Source organism: Pseudomonas sp. PDM16, from assembly GCF_014851865.1.
GTDB lineage: Bacteria > Pseudomonadota > Gammaproteobacteria > Pseudomonadales > Pseudomonadaceae > Aquipseudomonas.
In genome coordinates this window covers 480,133-498,322 of sequence record NZ_JACVAM010000001.1, presented here as the reverse complement: position 1 = coordinate 498,322, position 18,190 = coordinate 480,133, and the positions used below count along the sequence as shown (strand labels likewise).

The 18,190-nt window shown below is 64.4% G+C and carries 14 protein-coding genes; 4 read left to right on the top strand and 10 right to left on the bottom strand.

The window, feature by feature from the left end; all coding sequences use genetic code 11:
- Positions 1 to 633 (bottom strand): FMN-binding negative transcriptional regulator, encoded by a 633-nt coding sequence (locus IB234_RS02195; RefSeq protein WP_192313137.1) that lies wholly within the window; start codon positions 631 to 633, stop codon positions 1 to 3.
- Between the two features lie 90 nt (positions 634 to 723).
- On the opposite strand from IB234_RS02195, the gene IB234_RS02190 reads away from it, so the two are divergent.
- A complete protein-coding gene (locus IB234_RS02190) occupies positions 724 to 2,190 on the top strand; it encodes a PLP-dependent aminotransferase family protein (RefSeq protein WP_192313134.1) in 1,467 nt (488 codons plus the stop codon).
- A gap of 263 nt (positions 2,191 to 2,453) precedes the next feature.
- Here IB234_RS02190 and aspA read toward each other — a convergent pair whose 3' ends face one another.
- The gene (gene aspA / locus IB234_RS02185) at positions 2,454 to 3,878 is read right to left on the bottom strand and encodes an aspartate ammonia-lyase (RefSeq protein WP_192313131.1); all 1,425 of its coding nucleotides are present in this window, start codon (positions 3,876 to 3,878) and stop codon (positions 2,454 to 2,456) included.
- A gap of 181 nt (positions 3,879 to 4,059) precedes the next feature.
- Between aspA and IB234_RS02180 the strand changes: the two genes are divergently transcribed.
- Positions 4,060 to 4,977 (top strand): LysR substrate-binding domain-containing protein, encoded by a 918-nt coding sequence (locus tag IB234_RS02180; protein WP_192313129.1) that lies wholly within the window; start codon positions 4,060 to 4,062, stop codon positions 4,975 to 4,977.
- A 17-nt stretch (positions 4,978 to 4,994) separates the two neighbouring features.
- Here the strand turns inward: IB234_RS02180 and norR are convergent, their stop codons facing one another.
- Positions 4,995 to 6,554 (bottom strand): nitric oxide reductase transcriptional regulator NorR, encoded by a 1,560-nt coding sequence (gene norR / locus IB234_RS02175; RefSeq protein ID WP_192313126.1) that lies wholly within the window; start codon positions 6,552 to 6,554, stop codon positions 4,995 to 4,997.
- A gap of 150 nt (positions 6,555 to 6,704) precedes the next feature.
- Between norR and hmpA the strand changes: the two genes are divergently transcribed.
- Together hmpA and IB234_RS02165 are read left to right on the top strand one after the other, a co-directional pair.
- Positions 6,705 to 7,886 (top strand): NO-inducible flavohemoprotein, encoded by a 1,182-nt coding sequence (gene hmpA / locus IB234_RS02170; protein WP_192313123.1) that lies wholly within the window; start codon positions 6,705 to 6,707, stop codon positions 7,884 to 7,886.
- A 133-nt stretch (positions 7,887 to 8,019) separates the two neighbouring features.
- Complete coding sequence (locus tag IB234_RS02165; protein WP_192313120.1) at positions 8,020 to 9,630, top strand: methyl-accepting chemotaxis protein; 1,611 nt, start codon at positions 8,020 to 8,022, stop codon at positions 9,628 to 9,630.
- A 4-nt stretch (positions 9,631 to 9,634) separates the two neighbouring features.
- Here IB234_RS02165 and IB234_RS02160 read toward each other — a convergent pair whose 3' ends face one another.
- The 7 genes from IB234_RS02160 to IB234_RS02130 all read right to left on the bottom strand — a co-directional run bounded on the left by IB234_RS02160 (position 9,635) and on the right by IB234_RS02130 (position 18,113).
- Entirely contained in the window at positions 9,635 to 10,237 is a 603-nt protein-coding gene (locus IB234_RS02160; RefSeq protein ID WP_192313117.1) for a hypothetical protein, read from the bottom strand.
- A gap of 55 nt (positions 10,238 to 10,292) precedes the next feature.
- Positions 10,293 to 11,300, bottom strand: a complete 1,008-nt coding sequence (locus tag IB234_RS02155) for a DUF5924 family protein (protein ID WP_192313114.1) — start codon at positions 11,298 to 11,300, stop codon at positions 10,293 to 10,295.
- A 172-nt stretch (positions 11,301 to 11,472) separates the two neighbouring features.
- Positions 11,473 to 13,488 (bottom strand): hypothetical protein, encoded by a 2,016-nt coding sequence (locus tag IB234_RS02150; protein ID WP_192313111.1) that lies wholly within the window; start codon positions 13,486 to 13,488, stop codon positions 11,473 to 11,475.
- Positions 13,489 to 13,525: 37 nt separating this feature from the next.
- Entirely contained in the window at positions 13,526 to 13,750 is a 225-nt protein-coding gene (locus IB234_RS02145; RefSeq protein ID WP_192313110.1) for a hypothetical protein, read from the bottom strand.
- Between the two features lie 107 nt (positions 13,751 to 13,857).
- The gene (locus IB234_RS02140; protein WP_192313108.1) at positions 13,858 to 14,739 is read right to left on the bottom strand and encodes an SMI1/KNR4 family protein; all 882 of its coding nucleotides are present in this window, start codon (positions 14,737 to 14,739) and stop codon (positions 13,858 to 13,860) included.
- Positions 14,740 to 15,093: 354 nt separating this feature from the next.
- Entirely contained in the window at positions 15,094 to 16,758 is a 1,665-nt protein-coding gene (locus tag IB234_RS02135; RefSeq protein ID WP_192313105.1) for a Na/Pi cotransporter family protein, read from the bottom strand.
- A 176-nt stretch (positions 16,759 to 16,934) separates the two neighbouring features.
- Complete coding sequence (locus IB234_RS02130; RefSeq protein WP_412547897.1) at positions 16,935 to 18,113, bottom strand: methyl-accepting chemotaxis protein; 1,179 nt, start codon at positions 18,111 to 18,113, stop codon at positions 16,935 to 16,937.
- Positions 18,114 to 18,190: the final 77 nt, after the last annotated feature.

Below are 18,190 nucleotides of genomic sequence, written 5' to 3'. Positions count from 1 at the left end.
TCAGTGGTTGAGCGTCATGCGCGCCGCCATCTCGCGGTCGCGCGGGGCGGTGGAGTCGTTCAGGCCGGCTTGCACGCCAGCCTGGTCGACGGCCGAGCGGTTCTGGCCGAGCTTCCATTTGCCGTCCAGGCGACGGATCGGCAGGGCGAAGCCGACGATGGCGCGCAGCATGGTGTCGATGTACTCGCGCGGGGCATCGCTGACCGCCCAGGGCTGTGCGCGGCCGCTCTCGTGCTGGTCGCTGAGGCGGCTGACGATCTGCAGCAGGCGCTCCGGCTCCTCGATCAGCTCGACTGGGCCGCGGGCGTGCACGGCGATGTAGTTCCAGGTCGGCACCACCTTGCCGTGCTCGGCCTTGGCCGCATACCAGCTGGGGCTGATGTAGGCATCCGGGCCGGAGAACACGGCCAGCGCCTCGGCACCGCCCTGCAGGTCGCGCCAGTGCGGATTGGCCCGGGCGAAGTGACCGTAGAGGGTGCCGAACTCGCCTTCGCCGGGCTCCAGCAGCAACGGCAGATGGCTGGCCTGCATACCGTCAGTTCCACTGCTGGCGAGCAGGGCGAAGGGGTTGGCCTGCATCTGCGCGTGCAGTTCGGTGAGGTCGTTCTGGCGGAAGGATGCAGGCATGTACATGGTGACGGCTCCTGGCGGAATGGTTCCATGCTAGGCAGGATATTGGCCTGTTGTAAGATCCATTTACCGCCAGTTCGATGGAGCCAATCCATGTCCGTCACTCCGCCGCTACCGGTCGACCTCTCCGGCATTCGCCTCGACCCCGACCAGGGCCTGGCGCGCCAGCTGTACCAGGCCCTGCGCGAGCGTATCCTCGATGGCCGCCTGGCGGGGCGCACCCGGCTGCCGGCCAGTCGTGATCTGGCGGAGTTGCTCGGGGTGTCGCGCAATACCGTGACTCGTGCCTTCGACCAGCTGTATGCCGAAGGCTATGTGGAGGGGCGCGTGGGTGACGGCACCTATGTGGCCGACCTGGCCAGCGAGCGTCCGGCCCCGCAGCCGCAGGCCAGCGGACCGGCGCCTGGTGTGGCGCTGCAGCGCCTGCAACATCATCATCTACCGCCACCGGTGACGGGTGCGCCGCGGGCCTTTCGCATCGGCGTACCGGCCTTCGACCTGTTCCCCTTCGAGACCTGGGCGCGGCTGCAGGCGCGCTTCTGGCGCAAGCCCTCGGCCGCGCGCCTGGGGTATGGCGACCCGGCGGGGGACCCGGCCCTGCGTGAGTTGGTGGCCGCCTACCTGCGCAGCAGCCGCGGGTTGAGCTGCGACCCGGCGCAGATCGTGATTACCTGCGGTGCCCAGCAGGCCATCAGCCTGTGCGCGCAACTGCTGGTGCAGCCGGGCGAGCGGGTGGCCGTCGAGAACCCTGGCTACCGTGCCGCTGGTCATGCCTTTGCCGTGGCGGGCGCCGAGTTGTGTGGTGTGCCGGTGGATGGCGACGGCCTGGATACCGGTGCGCTGGCCGCCGTCGAGGACTGCCGGCTGGTTTACGTCACGCCCTCGCACCAGTACCCGACTGGCGTCACCCTGTCGCTGGCGCGGCGCCTGGAGCTGCTGGAATGGGCCGAGCAGCGTGACGGCTGGATCATCGAGGACGACTACGACGGCGAGTACCGTTACAGCGGTACGCCGCTGACGCCCCTGGCGGCGCTGGATCGGCAGGGGCGGGTGTTGTACGTCGGCACCTTCTGCAAGATTGCCTTCCCGGCTTTGCGCCTTGGCTACCTGGTGCTGCCGCCGCCGCTGGCCGAGGCCTTCGCCCGCCGCCGCGCGGTGGACATGCGCCACTCGGAGGTGGGCACCCAGGCGGTGATGGCCGAGTTCATCGCCACCGGGCATTTCCAGCGCCATGTGCGGCGCATGCGCCTGGCGGCGCGGACGCGGCTGGAGGCGCTGGTGCGTGATTGGCCCGAGGCGATTCCCGGTTGCTCGCCGTTGCCGCGAGTGGAGGCTGGCCTGCACCTCTGCATCAGGGTCGACAATCTGGCCCGCGAGCGAGAGTTGCTGGCGGCGGCCCGTGCCGCTGGCGTGGAGATGAACGGTTTGAGCGACTACTGGCTGGAGCACAGCGCCGAGCCGGTGGATGAGCGGTCTGGGCTGGTACTGGGTTTCGCTGCCGTGCCCGAGGCGCAGATCGCCGAGGCGATTCGTATGCTGCGTCGTGCCTGGCTGCTCTGATCTGACTGGTACGGCTAAGGGGAACAGCGCTAGCTGGCAGAGCGGCGCGCAAAAAAAGGGATGGCCGAGGCCATCCCAGAGTGGTGAGGCTGGTGAGGGCCTCGTCTATGAAGCGGTTTCCGCTTTTCGGGCGGGTGTTTTCGCCTGGCTCGGCGAGGTATAGACGCCGGCGAGGCCTGGCCAGCACCGACGCGGCGGATGCAGGGCGAGGAACAGGGCCTTGGTGACAGGGGGCTTGGACGTTTGCACGGGGCGTTCTCCAATCAGTGCTGCAGTGGTACCAGGCGTGGAGCGATCATGTTTTCCGGGCGTAGGATGTCGGCTAGCGTGGCGTCGTCCAGCAGCTTCTCCTCGCGCACCAGTTCCAGCACACCGCGACCGGTCTCCAGCGCCACCTTGGCGATGCGGGTGGCGTTCTCGTAGCCGATGTAGGGATTGAGCGCGGTGACCAGGCCGATGGAGTTCTCCATCAGCTCGCGGCAGCGTTGTTCGTTGGCGGTGATGCCGTCGATGCAGAGCTCGCGCAGCATGTCCATGGCGCGGGTCAGCAGGCGGATCGAGTCGAGGATCTTGTAGGCGATCAACGGCTCCATCACGTTCAGCTGCAGCTGGCCGCCTTCGGCAGCGATGGTCAGCGCCAGATCGTTGCCGATCACCTCGAAGGCGACCATGTTCACCGCCTCCGGAATCACCGGGTTGACCTTGCCCGGCATGATCGAGCTGCCCGGCTGGCGCGCCGGCAGGTTGATCTCGTTGATGCCGGTACGCGGGCCGCTGGAGAGCAGGCGCAGGTCATTGCAGATCTTCGACATCTTCACCGCTGTGCGCTTGAGCATGCCGGAGAACAGCACGAAGGCGCCCATGTCCGAGGTGGCCTCGATCAGGTCGGCCGCCGGTACCACCGGGTGGCCGCTGACGATGGCCAGGCGCTGCACGGCGAGCTTCTGGTATTTCGGGTCGGCGTTGATGCCGGTGCCGATGGCGGTGCCGCCCAGGTTCACCTCGGTGAGCAGGGTCGGCGCCAGGCGCTTGAGGTGCTGCAGGTCTTCGCCCAGGGTGGTGGCGAAGGCATGAAATTCCTGGCCGAGGGTCATCGGCACGGCGTCTTGCAGCTGGGTGCGGCCCATCTTCAGTACATGGCCGAACTCCAGGCCCTTGGCGGCCAGCGATTGGATCAGCTTGTCGAGGGCGTTGAGCAGGCTGTCGTGGCCGAGCAGCAGGCCGATGCGGATGGCGGTCGGGTAGGCGTCGTTGGTCGACTGCGCCATGTTCACGTCGTTGTTCGGGTGCAGGTACTGGTACTCGCCCTTCTCATGGCCCATGGCTTCCAGGGCGATGTTGGCGATCACCTCGTTGGCGTTCATGTTGGTCGAGGTACCGGCGCCGCCCTGGATCATGTCGACCACGAACTGGTCGTGGAACTCGCCCTGGATGATGCGGGCGCAGGCGGTGCTGATGGCGGTGTGCTTGGCGGCGGACAGGTGGCCCAGCTCGCGGTTGGCGTCGGCGGCGGCCTGTTTGACCATGGCCAGGGCGATCACCAGTTTCGGGTAGTGCGACAGCGGTACGCCGGACAGTCGAAAATTCTGCACGGCTCGCAGGGTCTGGATGCCGTAGTAGGCTTCAGCGGGGACTTCGAGGGTGCCGAGCAGATCTTTTTCGATGCGGGCGGATGCAGCAGCGGACATGATATGTCTTTTCTCTGGGAAATACGGCTTGGTGCCGCGATGCCCAATAATCTAGGCTTCCTGCCGTTTGTCGGCCAATGCTGTTAAACGCTATGGTATGCAGAATCGGCATAATGTCGCCGTGACTTAGGTTGAATGTCGCGCGTGCATAATTTCAAACGTAACGGGCTGGGTAGTTCCGATGAATCTCGAAACCAAATGGCTGGAAGACTTCGTCGCCCTGGCTGGTACCCGCAGCTTTTCCCAGGCCGCCGAGAAGCGCTTCGTCACCCAGCCGGCTTTCAGCCGGCGCATCCGCAGCCTTGAAGCGGCACTAGGGTTGACCCTGGTCAACCGCACCCGCACGCCGGTGGAGCTGACCGAATCTGGTCAGCTGTTCCTGGTCACCGCGAGGAGCATGGTCGAGCAGTTGGGCGAGGTGGTGCGTCACCTGCACAATCTTGAGGGGCAGCAGGGCGAGGTGCTGCAGATTGCCGCCGCGCATTCGCTGACCCTCGGCTTCTTCCCCGAATGGATCGGCCGCCTGAGGCGCGAGGGTCTGCCGCTGTCGACCCGGCTGGTGGCGACCAACGTTGGTGAGGCGGTGCACTCGCTGCGCGAGGGTAGCTGCGACCTGATCCTCGCCTATTACGACCCGGATGCGGCCGTGCAGCTGGCGCCGGACATCTTTCCCTCGCTGGATCTGGGTGCCACGGCCATGTTGCCGGTGTGCACGGTCGGCGAGGATGGGGCGCCGCTGTTCGACCTGGACACCGGGCAGAGCGTGCCGCTGCTGGCCTACAGCGCCGGCGCCTTTCTCGGTCGTTCGGTGAACCAGCTGCTGCGTCAGCGCGCGCTGCGTTCGACCACGGTGTACGAGACGGCCATGGCCGACAGCCTCAAGACCATGGCCTTGCAAGGCCTGGGCGTGGCCTGGGTGCCGCGCCTGTCGGTGTCCGCCGAGTTGGCCCGTGGTGAGCTGGTGGTGTGCGGCGGGGAGAAATGGCAGGTGCCGCTGGAGATTCGCCTGTACCGCTGTGTGCTATCGCGCAAGGCGGCGGTGCGCCTGTTGTGGCGCAAGCTGGAGGCGGGCGTCGGAACCGCCTCGGTAGAGGTTTAACGATTGCCGGGAGCTGCTCACTTGAGGCCGAGGCGAGTCGCCAGACGGTGCAGGTTGGCGCGGTCCACGCCCAGTTCTCGGGCGGCGGCGGCCCAGTTGTCCTGCTGTCGGCGCAGGGCAGCCTGGATCAGCTGACGCTGGTAGGCATCCACCGCCAGGCGCAGATCGCCGACGGCCTCGGCGGCTGGTTCTCCTGGGGCTTCCGAAGTGATGAGCTGCGGCACGGCAGGTGCTGGTCCCAGATCCAGATCGCAAGTCTCCAGGCTGAGGATGCGCGGTCGTTCTGGCTGACGTGCCATGGCCTTGAGCGCGGCACGGCCGAGCAGGTGTTCCAGTTCGCGCACGTTGCCCGGCCATGCATGGCCCAGCAGCGCGGCCTGGGCCTCGGCGGCCAGTCGCAGGCCGCGCAGGTGAAAGCGTGCGCGGTTCTGTTCGAGGAAGTGGCCGGCCAGTAGCAGCACGTCGCGGCCACGCTCGCGCAGCGGCGGCACCTGTAGCGGGTAGACGCTGAGGCGGTGGTAGAGATCGGCGCGGAAGCGCCCGGCGCGTACCTCTTCGGCCAGGTCGCGATTGGTAGCGGCGAGGATGCGTACGTCCACCCGATGCTCGCGGTCCGAGCCCAGGCGCTGCAACTGGCCGCTCTGCAGCACACGCAGCAGCTTGGCCTGGACGGGCAGGGGCAGCTCGCCGACCTCGTCGAGGAACAGCGTGCCACCGTCCGCCAGTTCGAACTTGCCGCTGCGCTCGCCGCTGGCGCCGGTGAAGGCGCCGCGTACGTGGCCGAACAGCTCGCTCTCCACCAATTGTTCCGGCAATGCCGCGCAGTTGATGCTGATCAGCGGCTTGCCGGCGCGCGGTGAGCGGCGGTGAATGGACTGCGCGACCAGTTCCTTGCCAACTCCGGTCTCGCCCTCGATCAGCACGGTCAGGTCGCTGCCTGCCACGGTATCGATCTCCGCCTGCAGACGCTTGTGTGCGGGGCTCTGGCCGATCAGTTCGGCTGTCGCGGCCTGGCCGGCCACCTCGCGGAAACGTGCGGCCAGCTGACGTTCGGCCTCGGCGCGTTGGGTCAGGCTGAGCAGGCGATCATTGGCCTTCACCGAGGCGGCGGCCAGGCGGGCGAAGGCTTCGAGATTGTCCAGGTCGCTCTGGGCGAAGCTGCCTGGCTCCATGCTGTCGAGGGTAATCAGGCCCCATGGACGGTCGTCGATGAACAGCGGGCAGCCCAGGCAATCATGCACTTCCAGATGGCCGACGTGCTCTTCCACCAGGCCGTCGTACGGATCGGGCAGGTCGCTGTCGGCGGCGAAGCGGGTCGGCCGCCGGTCGCCCAGCAGCACCTCGAAACGCGGGTGTTCGGCCAGGGTGAAGCGGCGCCCCAGTGTGTCGGGGCTGAGGCCATCCACCGCCAGTGGGATGAGCAGGTCGCCTTCCAGGCGCAGCAGCGCAGTGGCATCGCACGGGATCAGTGCGCGCAGGGCACTGAGCAGGCGGCGATAACGCTCGTCTTCGTCCAGTTCACGGCTGAGATCGTCGACCAGCGGAAGCAGGGCCTGAAGCAGCGGGTGGGTGGTCATCATGACTCCGTGATGTCTATTAGACTCGTATTTATAAGCTGTCTAAGTGACTGCAAATAATATAACTACATGATTTTAAACAATAAAAATATTGGCATGGATACTGATATTCCTCAGGCATAACAACCCTGCGTGCAAGAGGAAATACCTATGTTGTCCAACGAACACATTGCTCTCGTCAAGGCCACCGTACCGCTGCTGGAAAGCGGCGGCGAGGCACTGACCACCCATTTCTACCGCATGATGCTCTCGGAGTACCCGCAGGTGCGCCCGCTGTTCAACCAGGCGCACCAGGCCAGCGGCGACCAACCGCGAGCGCTGGCCAACGGCGTGCTGATGTACGCCAGGCACATCGACCGCTTGCAGGCTCTCGGCCCGCTGGTGTCGCAGGTGGTGCAGAAGCATGTGTCGCTGCAGATTCTGCCCGAGCACTACCCGATTGTCGGCAGCTGCCTGCTGCGTGCCATCCGCGAAGTGCTGGGCGCCGAGATCGCAACCGATGAGGTGATCGAGGCCTGGCGCCTGGCCTACGGTCAACTGGCCGACCTGCTGATTGGTGCCGAGGAAGAAATCTACGCCGCTACCGAGCGTACCGACGGTGGCTGGCGCGGTGGCCGCGCTTTCCGCGTGGCGAGCAAGGTGAACGAGAGCGAGGAGATCACTTCCTTCTACCTGCAGCCGGCCGATGGCGGCAGCATCCTCGATTTCATTCCCGGCCAGTACATCGGCATTCGCCTGTTCATCGACGGCGAGGAAGTGCGCCGCAACTACTCGCTGTCCGCTGGCCCGAATGGCCGGGAGTACCGCATCAGCGTCAAGCGCGAACCGGGTGGCCGGGTGTCCAACTACCTGCATGACCGGGTTGCCGATGGCGACGAGGTCGAGCTGTTCATTCCGGCGGGCGAATTCACCCTCAATCAGTCGAAGAAACCGCTGGTATTGATCAGCGCGGGGGTCGGTATCACGCCGTTGATGACCATGCTGGAGGCGGCGGTGCACAGCGGCCGGCCGATTCGCTTCATCCATTGTGCTCGCCACGCCGGCGTCCAGGCCTTCACCGACCGGGTGGAGGAACTGGTGGCGGCCAACCCGCAGGTGCAGCGCTTCTACTGCCTGGAAGAGCAGCGCCCGAACGATGGCGCCCATGCCCACGGTCGCCTGTCCCTGGAACGCCTGAAGGCCTGGCTGCCGGCGGAGCGCGACGTTGATGCCTACTTCCTAGGGCCCAAGCCGTTCATGAGTGCAGTCAGGCGCAACCTGCGCGAACTCGGTGTGCCGGATGCCCAGGCCCGCTACGAGTTCTTCGGACCGGCCTCGTCGCTCGACGCCTGATGGAGTTTTCCCGTTCTGATGACGGGCCCTGTGTCTGCACCGCGATGCCTGGTTTACCGGCTCGGCGTCGTGCGTGCAGGCATCCAGCCACTGACTAGACTCAGCGAACCCCCTCTCGCTTTGGGAGTTCGCCATGTTCCTGCGTTCATACAGTGTCGGTCTTCGTAATACCGTTGGCTTCGGGATACTCGTCCTGATTCTGCTCAGCACGGGTGGCGTGGCCCTCGCGCAGCTGTCCAGCTTGCGGGGGGAGCTCCTCGAAGTGAAGGATGTGTGGATGCAGGGTCTCGATCTGATGGCCAAGATCAAGTCCGACCGGCAGCAGATGCGTCTCGCCGAGAACGAGGCGATGGCCCAGCCCCAGGAGATGGAAGCGCTACGCGCGGAGATTCGTACGCTGGAGCAGCGGGTGCGCGGTAACGACGATGCTTACGAGAAGACCATCATCCTCGATGAGGACCGGCGGTTGTTCGATGCCTATCAGGCCAAGAGTGGGGCCTACGAAGAGAACCTCGAGCAGGTGCTGACGAGCCTGGCAGCAGGGCCGGTGGAGCCTGCTCTGCTGGCCAAATCGGAGCAGAGCTTCGATGCGCTGATCGCCGCCCTCGATCAGCTGATCGGTCTGAACAACAAAGGTGCAGAGGGTGCCGGTGAACGTGCGGAGAAGAGCGCCAATTCGGCAACCGCGACCTTCAGCGTGATTCTCGCCGCCGCAGTGATCTTCACCATCATGGCTGCCTGGCTGCTCAGCCGCAGTATTACCGTACCGCTGGCGCAGCTTTCGGTATCGGCGCAGCGCATCGCCGGAGGCGACCTGACGCAGAAGGTCAGTGCCGAAGGCAATGACGAGGTGACGCAGGTGCAGCGTTCGCTGGGCAACATGCAGAACACCCTTCGCGACACATTGCAGAACATTCAGAGCTCGGCTACCCAGCTGGCATCTGCGGCAGAACAGCTGCATGCGGTGACGGAAGAGTCGGCCAAGGGCATCACCCGGCAGAATGACGAGATCCAGATGGCCGCCACCGCCGTTACCGAGATGTCTGCAGCGGTCGACGAGGTGGCGCGCAATGCCAATCACACCTCGGACTCCTCACGTGAGGCGGAGCAGACGGCCGAGGCTGGGCGCCGACAGGTCAGCACCACACGCAGTACCATCGAGCAGCTCAGTGACCGTCTGCAGCTGACCTCCACTACCATCGCCCGTCTGGCGGATGAGGCCATCGCCATAGGCAGGGTGCTGGAGGTCATCCGCACCATCGCCGAGCAGACCAACCTGCTGGCGCTGAACGCCGCCATCGAGGCAGCTCGGGCCGGCGACCAGGGGCGAGGCTTCGCCGTGGTGGCTGACGAGGTGCGCGCGCTGGCCCAGCGTACGCAGAGTTCCACCCAGGAGATCGAACGGATGATCAGCGCGATCCAGAGCGCCAGTCAGGAGTCGGTCGATGCCATGGGCCAGAGCAGCGAGTACGCTGTACGCAGTAGTGAGATGGCCACCCAGGCGGACAGCGCATTGGCGCTGATAGCCGAGCGGGTCGGGCAGATCAACGAGATGAATCTGGTGATCGCCAGCGCCGCCGAGGAGCAGGCTCAGGTAGCGCGTGAGGTGGACCGCAACCTGGTGGCGATTCGTGACATAGCCGAGCAGAACTCCACCGGCGCCCAGGAAACCTCGGTGGCCAGTGATCAGCTGGCGCGCCTGGCCACGGAGCTCAACGGCATGGTGCAGCGCTTCCGTCTGTAGTGGGTCAGAGGGCTTCCTGTTCGTCGCCTTCCTCGTCGGCGAACAGCCCCTTGCCCCACTCCAGCAGCGGGTCGTCGTATTCGTGTGCTTCGAGTGCGCTGATCTTGGGGGCGATGAAGGATTCGAACGAGTCTGCCGAGTCGAAGTAGTGCTTTCCGGTGAAGAAGGTATACATCACCTTCTTGCCGATGCTGACGGAGAACATGTTGCCGACCGGTTTCCCATCCTTGCGCAGGAGGATGAGCTTGGCATGGCTGCCGAACTCGCGTGTCAGCTCGATTTCTTCTTCGGTCAGGCCTTCGCTCATCAATCCCAAGGCAACACCTGCTCCTTTCAGGGAGCCATAGCTGGCAAGGACTGCCTCGCTGGCGTTCGGGGTGAGCGATACGGTGCTGTGCAGGTAGAAGCCGCTCAGCGGCGGCGAGTCGTAAGTGATATCGGTGGTGCGGGTCCAGTAGGTGGTGGTCTTGCTGTAGTGGCCTTCTTCTCCGTAGCCGAAGTCGATATCGGTCAGCAGCAGCTGGCGCTCCGCCTCGGTGGGTTGCGACTGGTCGATGCAGCCGCCGAGCAGCAACGCGGCCAGCAGGCAGGCCAGGGGTCTGAGCATGATGCAATCCTTGCAGCGGGCGAGCCGGCAGCTTGCCCGAGAGGGCATCCGCTGGCTAGTCGGTGACCGTGAAGCGCAGCACGCCGATCTGCTGGCCACCTTCGGTCAATACCAGCACTTTCCACTCGCCGGCCGGGGCGCTCGGGAAGTGGCTCTTGTGGGTCCAGGCCCGGTAGCCGGCCTTGCGTCCACCATGGATGTCCAGGGCGATGCGGTCCATCTCCACGCCGTTCTGCTGCCACACATGGTAGATACGTTCGTTCAGGCCGCGCGGCGCGCTGATGGCGGTATAGGCATAGAGCCCCTCGTGGCGTAGGCGGTTGGAGCTGATCGAGCGCAGACTGGCGCCGGGCGCGCGATTGGCCATGCGTTCGGTCACTGCCACCTCGGTGAGCCAGAGGGTCGCGGGTGGAATCCAGCGTTGTGCCAGCCAGCCGCCCGCTCCAATTGCCAAGACCATGCCGCCCAAGGCCAGCCAGCGCCAGGCCTGCTGAATACGCAGCGTGCTGGCCAGGCTGGGCACCGAGAGCAGCAACGCGATACCGAGGGCCAGCCGGTAGCTGTCGTAGCTGGTCAGGTGGACGATCAGGGGAAGCGCCGCGAGCAGCACGGCGAACAGGGTGAGGGTGTGGTAGGCCAGGTAGAGCCAGCGCCGAGCGGCCAGCCACTTATAGTAGAGCGGGTCGATGATGGCGAGCAGGGCACAGGCGCCGAGCAGGCCGGTGAAGAGCGCCTGACCGCTGTTCCAGGCTGTGGTGATCAGGAAGAAGGGCAGGGCGAAGAAGAGGCTTTCCTGGTGGATCAGCTGCGTCAGGTAGCGCAGCACCACCGGTGGCATCTCCAATCCCAGCCAGCGCGCCGCACTGCGGGTCAGCACGCCTTCCAGCAGCAGAGCCAGCCAGCTCAGCAACATCAGCACGGCGATCACCTTGCCCACTCCCTCCTGGCGATCGACCAGAATGAAACTGGCAACGCCGGAGCAGAACCCGAAAGCGGCGATCAGGCCGGGGTAGCGCTGTAGCAGAGCGAGGAGGTGGAGCAGGTGAGGTTTCCAGTTCGGCATCGAGCATGCAGTGGGCGGCGGCGGGTTCGGCAGAATACCAGCAGCGCCACACGCCGGGAGCGCGGTGCGGTAGCCCATTCACGCAAATCGGACTACCGGCTTTGTCCGGCAGCCGGCCCGCGAGGGGCCGGCTTGAATCGACATTTTTTCTTTGTAGCGACGGCTATCCGGCTTAGAGCGGCGCGCACATCTTCACACCCTCGTAGTCCCAGCCTTCGTCGATCATCTGGTCGATGATGGCGGGACTGGTGGCATAGCGGTGATTGGAGGGTATTCCCTTGGCAAAGCCGTTGTTATAGAGGCGGTGTACAGCCTTGGTTTGCGCCGGGCAGGTGCCCTCCGCGTCTGGCTTGTTGCTCTTGAAGTCGTAACTCTCGAACTTCCAGCTCAGGGTCGTCGGATCGTAAATCTCGATCAGAGAGTCACACTCATGCTGCAGTACCGAGTAGAAGTGTGAGGGTGGGCCGTAGATGTTGCCGGTGGCCGGGTTGACATTGGTGTTGCCATAGAAACGGCAGACCGAACTATCTCCGCCGTGCTTGAAAGACTGGCCGGTGCGTATCCAGCGCCCGACACTGCCGCCATCGACGAATTGCTGCTCCGCGGCGTCGCCGGTGATGAAGTAGCGGTTCTGATCAGGGTTATAGAACTCGACCACCGTACCGTTGACAGTAATTGGCTTCCCGGCGGGGTTGAGCCACTTGTTCAATCCATCCTCGTAGGCGGGACGCAGCAGCCCGTAGGTGTCAGTGCCGCCCGTACAGGTGGAGTTACCGCCGAGCAGTTGGCCGATAACCCGGGTATCACTGAACAGGCCGGAGCCACTGCTACCGACCTCGGTGAAGCCTTGCTGCCATCTGATGCTTATATAGTTGGAGCTGGCGAGGTTGCCGGGGCTGCAGGAGAACCTTCCCCACGAGTTGAGCTCGCTGCAGGAAAGGAAGTCGTCGATGTAGCCATAGCTGACCTTCTGCAGGTCACCCTCCGGGTGGTGGACGCCGACAACCGGCCGCATCCAGGCTTGCGTGGCCAGGTCAGTGCTCCAGCCTGCGAATACCACCCCTTGGGGAGCCGGCTTATTCAGTTGCAGCAGGGTGGTATCGGTTTTGCTGCTGTTGTAGAGCAGCTTAGCGCCGCCCGAGAGCGTGCTTGTATCCTTCGGGACCCCATACAGACACTTATCTGCCCGGAAGAACCAGTGAGTGATCAGGGTCGAGGCGACCGTCTGCGAGGAAATGCAGTGGTTGGCGCTGAGCAGATAGGGTGTGCGATCGGCTTTCCGGTTGTTCAGCAACGTGCCACTGCATTCGTAGCTGTCACCGTCCTCGATAAAGGTCATCTTGGCGGTGGCGCGACTCTTGTTGTCCAGGTCGCGATCGGCGTCCAGTGAACAGGCCACATCGATCTGGCAATAGCTGGAGTCACCGATCGCCTTGGCGGTCTGAAGGCTGCGGTAGAAGTGGGAGATCTTCGGGAGGCCGATTGCCACATTGGTCGGCTCGATTCCAGCAGGCAGTTCGATCTCTATGCCGATGGTTTCCCCGCTCATCATCGGCGACCAGTATTCGCTCGCCTCGGCGCTCAAATCCCCCGCCTCACGGTTGGCTTGTAGCAGGGCGAGGATTTCGCTGGCATGGACCACGATTGCTTCATCAGCATTCGCCCCATAGAAAGACAGCGTAGCGGAGGAGGGGAGGTGACCGACGGTTATCGCCAGGCGCACCGCAATTGCATCGTCCGAGGCGATTTCGATGGCGGCGATATGTCCGCCGCTAGCGGTCGGTTGCCAGTTCAGTTGTGCCTGGGTCAGGCTGACGCTCTTCAAGGCTGCCACATCGCGGCGGACGCCGACCTGCATGGGTTGACCTGCCTCCGGCTGTCGATTCAGCTTGCTAGTCTTGGTCTGGTCCAGCGGCCCCAGCTGAATCAACGCTGGTTGCTCGATCTGCCGTGACGGCTGGTAGGTGATGTCGGTTCCCTGCGAACCCTCGACAGGGGCCAACTCATCGAGGCTTTGCGCCTGTGCCGTGCCTATCAGCAATGAAAGGCCAAGGGCGTACAACTTCTTATCCATAAAGGCGATTTCTCCAGGTCGGTACTTCGGTCGTGCCTTTCTTGTTCCCAGGCGCGCGGGGCAATCTATCAGGATATTGCGGTTCTTTGGGAGCTGATAGCCGACGGATTGCATTGGGTCAGCTGTTTCTCCATCCGTGGCGTTACTGGCGCTAAACAGAGGAGTCGCTGAGGTATGTCATCTTCAGTGCGTTCAGCGCGCTGGACGCATCCTGGCTGGCAAGCTTGAGCGCCTCTCCGAGATGCTCATTACAGAAGAATTCGAGCCCCGCCGGGTGCGTCAAACTCGTCAATTGGCTCTCGTCATAGTCCTGGAATTCGACCCAGTCGCCCGCGATCTGGAATCTTCCGCAAACGCCGCAAATAGCTGGCTTCATGATGTTTCCGTCACTTCAGATGCAGAGACCTTGGCGGGGTAGGTGGGCGCAAGGGCCTTGGCAAATGCATGCTCCCGCTACTGCAAGAGCTGCTCGCCAGAGCCTAATTAAACCTGGCGGTTGTTGGCGATATATTGATCTATCGCACTTTTGGCCTCGGCAAGGCTGACCTTGAATTCCTGCCGGTAGGACTGAATGGCGGCGAACTTCTGGTCCGCTTCCAACGCCTGGGTGCGCCAGTCAGGGGCGGGTGGTGCGGCAATCGTAGTGGCCCCCAAGGTCGGCGGGTCGATTTTCCAGCGGGCGGTAATAGAGAAGGGCGCGATATCCGGCGCTGGGAATCTGCGGCACTCAAGCTCCAGCTGTTCCTGGGATATCAGCGAGAGCACTGTCTCGGAGCGGCATTCAGGACCATGGTGAAACTCGCGGAACATGACTGGGAGCGTCGCAAGCGATCTCAGGTGATGCCGCATTTCTGCTTCCATCAGCTCGGTCACGGACGATACGTCGCTTCGAAGGCTCTGGATGGCCTCTTCCTCGGAAAAATCATCTGTCAGGTGGTTGAGGTCGGCGAAGGTTTCCAGGAATCGAACGGCGACGAAATCATCGAAAGACCGATAGCCGATCTGGCTGGTCTCGAGATCGTGCCATATCAGTGCCACACCGATGGTGTGTTCGTCGAAGGGCATCAGGCAGTAGAGATCGCCTGCACCCGATTGGGCGAAGGGCAGAAAGATCTTGCCTGCCTGCTCTTCCGGGTTGAGCCATTCTTCAATTTCGCGGCGAGCATCGGATGCTTCGATCCACTCGAAGTCATACCAACTGATGAAGGGAGATGTCCCCTGAAGAGACCTCTCTTGCCATGTCGCAGCCCACTCGGGGCCGTAGACGGTGTTGCCCGTCGCCAGAAGGTCTCGCAACAGATCGGGTAGAGCGAGGCCGATCTCGGAGGCCAGCGCGTCGAATTCGGTGAGCGTTTCTGCGGGCATATCACATCCGAAGCTAGCGGTGGTGGGCGCTGGCAGAGCGATCGGTCGGGCCGCTATGCAGCATGTACACGCCAGCGAGACGAGGATTGGGGCCAATGTCGGAACGACTGGCTTGGGTGCTTTGGGTGTTATCCGCCATGGCGCTTTCCTGCGGCTTATGACTGCCTTTGCAGTGGCGATATTGCAGGGTGCCGACTGCGTTCCTTGTCTCGCGCCGGTTACCTGCCCAAGCGAAATCGACAGGGCCTAGGGACGGCTCATGGGAGGCTACTTTCAGGCCCCAGGCCAGTCCAGCGTTGGCGCTGCGAAGCGCCGACCAGGTCATCCCTGTGCGTGTCGGGATCGTGATTTCGCTTAATCGCCCAGCGACCGTATCGGATTCAGGGGTGGACTGTCTGCGTTCTCTGTTCTGCCCTCGTCTTCCAGCACCACATGGGCGCTGCCGCAGAACAGCGAGTTGAGGCGCTTCATATCGGCGATCAGCTCCAGGTGCAGCGCGCTGGTCTCGATGCTCTGCACCACCTGCCGGCTGAGCCGGTCGACGTGAGCGTGGGCCAGCCGACGCACCTCGCGGCGGAAGCGGCGTTTCTCCTGCAGCAGGTGTTGGGCATTCTCACGATTGCCATTGAGGAACACGGTGAGCCCCAGGCGCAGATTGTTGCCCAGCAGGCCGTGCAGGTTCCTGAGCTCTTCCAGGCCACTGTCGGAGAAACTGTAGTGGCGGGCGCGCTTATGGTTGTCGAGCTTGCCGACCATCTGCTCGATCAGGTCGCCGGCATGCTCCAGATTCACGGCCATCTCGATGATCTCGGCCCAGCGTCGGCTGTCGTGGTTCGGCAGGTCGTCGCGCGGCATCTGTGCCAGGTACAGCTTGACCGCGCCGTACAACGCATCGACGTCATCGTCCAGCCGGCGCACCTGCTGGCTGGCGCCGTTGGAGCCGCCTTGCAGCACTTCCAGCAAGTGCGCCAGCATCTGTTCGATCAGGTCGCCGATGCGCAGTGTTTCGCGTGCCGCGTTTGCCAGGGCCAGACTCGGTGTTTCCAGTGTTGCCTGGTCGAGGTGGCGAGGCCGGGCAACGCCATCGTCGCGCGGCCGCTCCGGCAGCAGCAGGTTGCATAGCCGCGCCATCAGGTCGACGCTGGGCAGCATCAGCAGGCAACGCAGGCTGTTGTAGGCCAGGTGGAAGCCGATCACCAGGGTGGCGGCGGACCAGTCCAGCTCCTTCATCCAGTCCACCAGCGGGTGGACGAAGGGCAGGATCAACAGCAGGCCGAGCAGCTTGTACAGCAAACTTCCCAGGGCCACCCGTCGCCCGGCGGCCGACTGCAAGCTGCTGTTGAGCAGAGCCAGCACGCCGCTGCCGATGTTGGCACCGATCACCAGGCCGATGGCCACCGGCAGGCCGATCATCCCGCTGCCGGCCAGGGTTGCAGTGAGCAGCACGGCGGCCAGACTGGAGTACGTGATGAGGGCGAACAGCGCGCCAACCAGTGCATCCAGCAGCAGGTCGCCGGTCAGTGAGGCGAACAGAGCCTCGATGCTGTGCGACTCGGCGATCGGCTTGGCGGCCTGGACGATCAGCTGCAGGGCGAGGATCAACAGGCCCAGGCCGATGCTGACTCGACCGATCTGGCCCAATCGGCTCTGCTTGCGTGACAGGAACAGCACCACGCCGACGAAGATCAGCAGCGGCGACAGCCAGGACAGGTCTAGGGTCAGCACCCGTGCCATCAGGGCGGTACCGACGTCGGCACCGAGCATGATGGCCAGGGCCGGGGCCAGCGCCATCAGGTCCTGAGCGACGAAGGAGGTGACCAGCAGTGCCGTGGCGTTGCTGCTCTGCACCAGGGCAGTGACGCCGATGCCGGCAGCGAACGCCCGTGGGCGGTGTGCCACGCTGTGGCTGAGCACGCGCCGCAGCTGTGAGCCGTACACCCGCAGGATACCGGTCCGTACGATGTGGGTGCCCCAGACCAGCAAGGCAATGGCCGAGAGCAGGTTGAGCAGGGTGAGCATGGCGCAGCCTCCCATGTCCTGGGGCTCGCTCTTCTTCGATGGGGCCGAATCTCCCGGCAGCCCTCCTGTCCGAAGGTCTTGGCGCTCCTGTCGGGCGCGCCGTAGCGGTCAGCCGTGCTGGGCAGATCGCACAGGACCCTCGGATTGAAGTGTAGATCGACCTGCGCGCGAGGCGTTCAGCTCAGTTGCTGGTGCCGGCGAAACTGCTCCGCCAGCAATTGCAGGCGCTCTGCCAGCGCGGCCACATGATCGGCACTGTTGCGACTGCGACCGCTGGCGGCGACATTGCTGTGGCCGGCCTCGCGGATGCCTTCCAGATTGCGTTGAATGTCCTCGCCGACCGCACTCTGCTCTTCCACCGCCGTGGCGATCTGCAGGCTCATGCCGCTGATGGCCTCCACTTGGCGATTGATTCCGGCCAGGGCCTCGGCAGTGCGCAAGGCGTTCTCCACGCTGCTCTCGGCCTGTTGCTGGCTGCGCTGCATGGCTTCGACGGCGGCGGCTGTACCGTACTGCAGGCGCTCGATGAGGGTCTGGATTTGCGCGGTGGACTGTTGGGTTCGGGTGGCCAGGCCGCGTACCTCGTCGGCGACCACAGCGAAGCCACGCCCGGCCTCACCGGCTCGTGCGGCCTCGATGGCGGCGTTGAGCGCCAGCAGATTGGTCTGCTCGGCGATGCCTTGAATGACCTCGATCACATGGTCGATCTCCAGACTGTGGGTCTGCAGCTGCTGGATGACCTGATTGCCCTGCTGAACCTCGGTAGCCAGTTCGGCAATCAACTGGCGGGTCTGCTCCACCTGGCGCAGCCCGCTATCGGTGGCCTGGTTGGCCTCGGCAGCAGCGCTGGCGCTGAGCTGGGCGTGGCGAGCCACTTCCAGCACGCTGGCTGCCAGTTGATCCACCGCGCCGGCCACCTGCTCGGTCTCGTGCTGCTGTAGCACGCTGGCGCCGCGGCTGCAGTCCATGGCCGCCGCCAGTTCGCCGGCATTGTCATTCAGCTGGCGCGCCGAGTCGGCGATGCGACCGACCATGGCTCCAGACTCGGCTTCGAGACTGCGTAGGGCGAAGGCGATCTGGCCGAAACTGTCGTTGCGGCCGCAGTACACCAACTGGCCCAGTGGATTGTCGGCGATACTCCGGGCGCTGCGCGCCAGTTCGTCGAGCGGCCGCAGGCGCCAGTGCACCAGGCCCGCCAGCCCGACACCAAGCCCGATACCTGCGGCCGCGGCAGGCAGCAGCGGCAAAGCCCCGATCAGCCCGAGCAGCCCGGCGCTCAGCGGCGGAGCGAGGCCGACCAGTAGCGCCAGGCTGGCCACGGCGCTCAGGCGTCGCGGGCGCAGCGAGCGCGGCATGCGCCCGGCGGCGAGCTCGGCGTACAGCGGCTCGGCCCGTGCGACCATCTCCGGAGCTGCCTGATTGCGAACCGACT

Bases quoted from the DNA above. Each gene is read 5' to 3' on its own strand.
- IB234_RS02195 (WP_192313137.1), bottom strand. From the start codon at position 633: ATGTACATGCCTGCATCCTTCCGCCAGAACGACCTCACCGAACTGCAC.
- IB234_RS02190 (WP_192313134.1), top strand. From the start codon at position 724: ATGTCCGTCACTCCGCCGCTACCGGTCGACCTCTCCGGCATTCGCCTC.
- aspA (WP_192313131.1), bottom strand. From the start codon at position 3,878: ATGTCCGCTGCTGCATCCGCCCGCATCGAAAAAGATCTGCTCGGCACC.
- IB234_RS02180 (WP_192313129.1), top strand. From the start codon at position 4,060: ATGAATCTCGAAACCAAATGGCTGGAAGACTTCGTCGCCCTGGCTGGT.
- norR (WP_192313126.1), bottom strand. From the start codon at position 6,554: ATGACCACCCACCCGCTGCTTCAGGCCCTGCTTCCGCTGGTCGACGAT.
- hmpA (WP_192313123.1), top strand. From the start codon at position 6,705: ATGTTGTCCAACGAACACATTGCTCTCGTCAAGGCCACCGTACCGCTG.
- IB234_RS02165 (WP_192313120.1), top strand. From the start codon at position 8,020: ATGTTCCTGCGTTCATACAGTGTCGGTCTTCGTAATACCGTTGGCTTC.
- IB234_RS02160 (WP_192313117.1), bottom strand. From the start codon at position 10,237: ATGCTCAGACCCCTGGCCTGCCTGCTGGCCGCGTTGCTGCTCGGCGGC.
- IB234_RS02155 (WP_192313114.1), bottom strand. From the start codon at position 11,300: ATGCCGAACTGGAAACCTCACCTGCTCCACCTCCTCGCTCTGCTACAG.
- IB234_RS02150 (WP_192313111.1), bottom strand. From the start codon at position 13,488: ATGCAATCCGTCGGCTATCAGCTCCCAAAGAACCGCAATATCCTGATA.
- IB234_RS02145 (WP_192313110.1), bottom strand. From the start codon at position 13,750: ATGAAGCCAGCTATTTGCGGCGTTTGCGGAAGATTCCAGATCGCGGGC.
- IB234_RS02140 (WP_192313108.1), bottom strand. From the start codon at position 14,739: ATGCCCGCAGAAACGCTCACCGAATTCGACGCGCTGGCCTCCGAGATC.
- IB234_RS02135 (WP_192313105.1), bottom strand. From the start codon at position 16,758: ATGCTCACCCTGCTCAACCTGCTCTCGGCCATTGCCTTGCTGGTCTGG.
- IB234_RS02130 (WP_412547897.1), bottom strand. From the start codon at position 18,113: ATGCCGCGCTCGCTGCGCCCGCGACGCCTGAGCGCCGTGGCCAGCCTG.